This is a genomic window from Nocardia farcinica (genome assembly GCF_029867845.1).
GTDB classification, from domain to species: Bacteria; Actinomycetota; Actinomycetes; order Mycobacteriales; family Mycobacteriaceae; genus Nocardia; species Nocardia farcinica_A.
On sequence record NZ_JARWRU010000559.1, the window covers coordinates 1 to 1919 of the forward strand.

General features: G+C 72.9%; 2 protein-coding genes. One reads left to right on the plus strand and one right to left on the minus strand.

Features of this window, described 5'->3' with window-relative positions:
- Window positions 1-1187: lipase family protein (locus tag QH283_RS12255; RefSeq protein WP_280503127.1), on the minus strand; the 1187-nt coding region annotated here is incomplete at its 3' end.
- 399 nt (window positions 1188-1586) lie between these two features.
- Between QH283_RS12255 and QH283_RS12260 the strand changes: the two genes are divergently transcribed.
- A partial coding sequence (locus tag QH283_RS12260) for an NAD(P)-binding domain-containing protein (protein ID WP_280503128.1) occupies window positions 1587-1919 on the plus strand: 333 nt, incomplete at its 3' end.

Here is a 1919-nt window from a genome sequence, read left to right on the forward strand (position 1 = left end):
CGGCGGCGGCCCCCCCCCCCCCCCCCCGGGGGGGGCGGGGGGGCGCGGGGGGGGGGGGGGGGGGGGGGCCGGGGGTACCACGGCAACGCGCCGCAGTTCACCGGGGCGGGCAGGCCGGCGAGGCGGTCGGTGAGCCACTGCTGCGAGGACGCCAGCGAGGGGAAGAACGCCAGGTTGTGGGTGCCGAAGAAGCCGGAGAGAGTCGGCAGCGAGCCGTCACCGTCCAGTTCGACCGGCGTGCCGCCGCCACACCACCGCGCGGCCATGTCACGCACGCCCGGGTAGGTGCCGCCCTCGTCGTTGCGCGCCGAGTACACCCGCACCGGCACCGACGGCGCCGAGAAGCCGAGACGCTGCAGGTCGAAGGCCCACCGCAGCTCCGGGGTGGTGTCGATGACCTCGGTGAGCGGCCTGCCGCTGACCGTCCAGGCGGAGGTGTGCTGCGGCTGCGCCAGGGTGTTGGACAGCCCGCCGCCGCACCGGCCGATGGATTCGTTCAGGATCGCCTTGCCGGTGTCGTTGAGCGCCGCGTCCAGCGCGGGCCTGGTCTCCGGGTAGTCCTCGGCGATGCCGTTGACGATCCACGCGATCGCGGGCGCGACACCGGGACGGCCGTCGTTGCGCGCGATGTACTCCTGCAATCCGACCGTCGGCCCGCCCACGTACGCGCCGCGCACGTTCAGCTCCGGGGCGTAGCCCGGCTGGAGTTCGGCCGCCGCCGCGGACGCCATGCCGCCCTGTGAGTAGCCGTAGATCAGAACCGGCGAGTCGGCGTGCAGGCCGGCGTTGTTCAGCCGCAGCGCCGCGCGGGCGGAGTCGAGCACCGCGTAGCCCTGCGTCTTGCGGTTCATGAAATCGTGGATGCCGGGGATGTTGTAGTCGTGGTAGTCGGTCATCACGACCGCCATACCGCGCGAGAGCAGCTGGTAGATGGCGATCATGTCGTACTCGATCACCGCGTCCGCCGGTGGCTGGAAGCGCACCACCTGCGACAACATCGCCGAGGGCGCGCACTCCGGGCCCTGTCCCTGGGTTCCGCCCGCATAGGCGACCAGCGGCCGTTCCCCCGGCCCCTGCCACGGCAGCGTCGGCTCCAGGTACGTGCCGATCACCGTCGTCGGATTGTCATGGGTGTCGCTGCTGGTGTAGGTGATTCGGGTCGATCTGGCCGGAATCGTTCCCGACACCCCTGGAACGGTGAGGGCCAGGTGCGCCGGTTCGGCCCGGAGAAGTTCGCCCCCGCCTCCCTGCGGCTGCGACCATGCCGACGGTGCGGCAACCGCCGCGGTACCGATCACGGTGAGGGTTGCCGTCAGAGCTGCGATCCAGGCGCGTTTTTCGCTCTTCATATAGATCCTTCATGCGATGTTGTTCATGCAGGGCAGAGATCTAGATCGAGAACTGCGAGTAACTCTGGTCGAGCGGGAACGCGGCACACGCACATCGGGTGCCGCGGGCACAGCCTAGGCCATGCCACCGGCCGGAACCCGGAAGACGCCGCTTGCGGAGGAAAAAGAACTCCACCGTGCCCGTCCGCTCCGCGCGGACTTGACCTCGAGTCCACTCGAGCTTCTACGGTCCGAGTCATGAGCGACGAAATCATCAGCGAAGACACGACATCCACCGCCCCGACACCGGTGAGCGTCCTCGGTCTCGGCGCCATGGGCTCCGCCATCGCCGGAGTACTGCTGCGCAACGGCCACCCCGTCACCGTCTGGAACCGCACCGCGGGTCGCGGGGGGCCCCCCCCCCCCGGCCCGGGGCCCGGGGGGCCCCCCCCCCCCCGCCCCGGGGGGGCCGGCCCCCGGGGGGGGGGGGGGGGGGGGGGGGGGGGGGGGGGGGGGGGGGGGGGGGGGGGGCGGCCCCCCCCCCCCCCGCCCGGGGGGGGTGGGTGGAGGGGGGGGGGGGGGGGCCCCCCC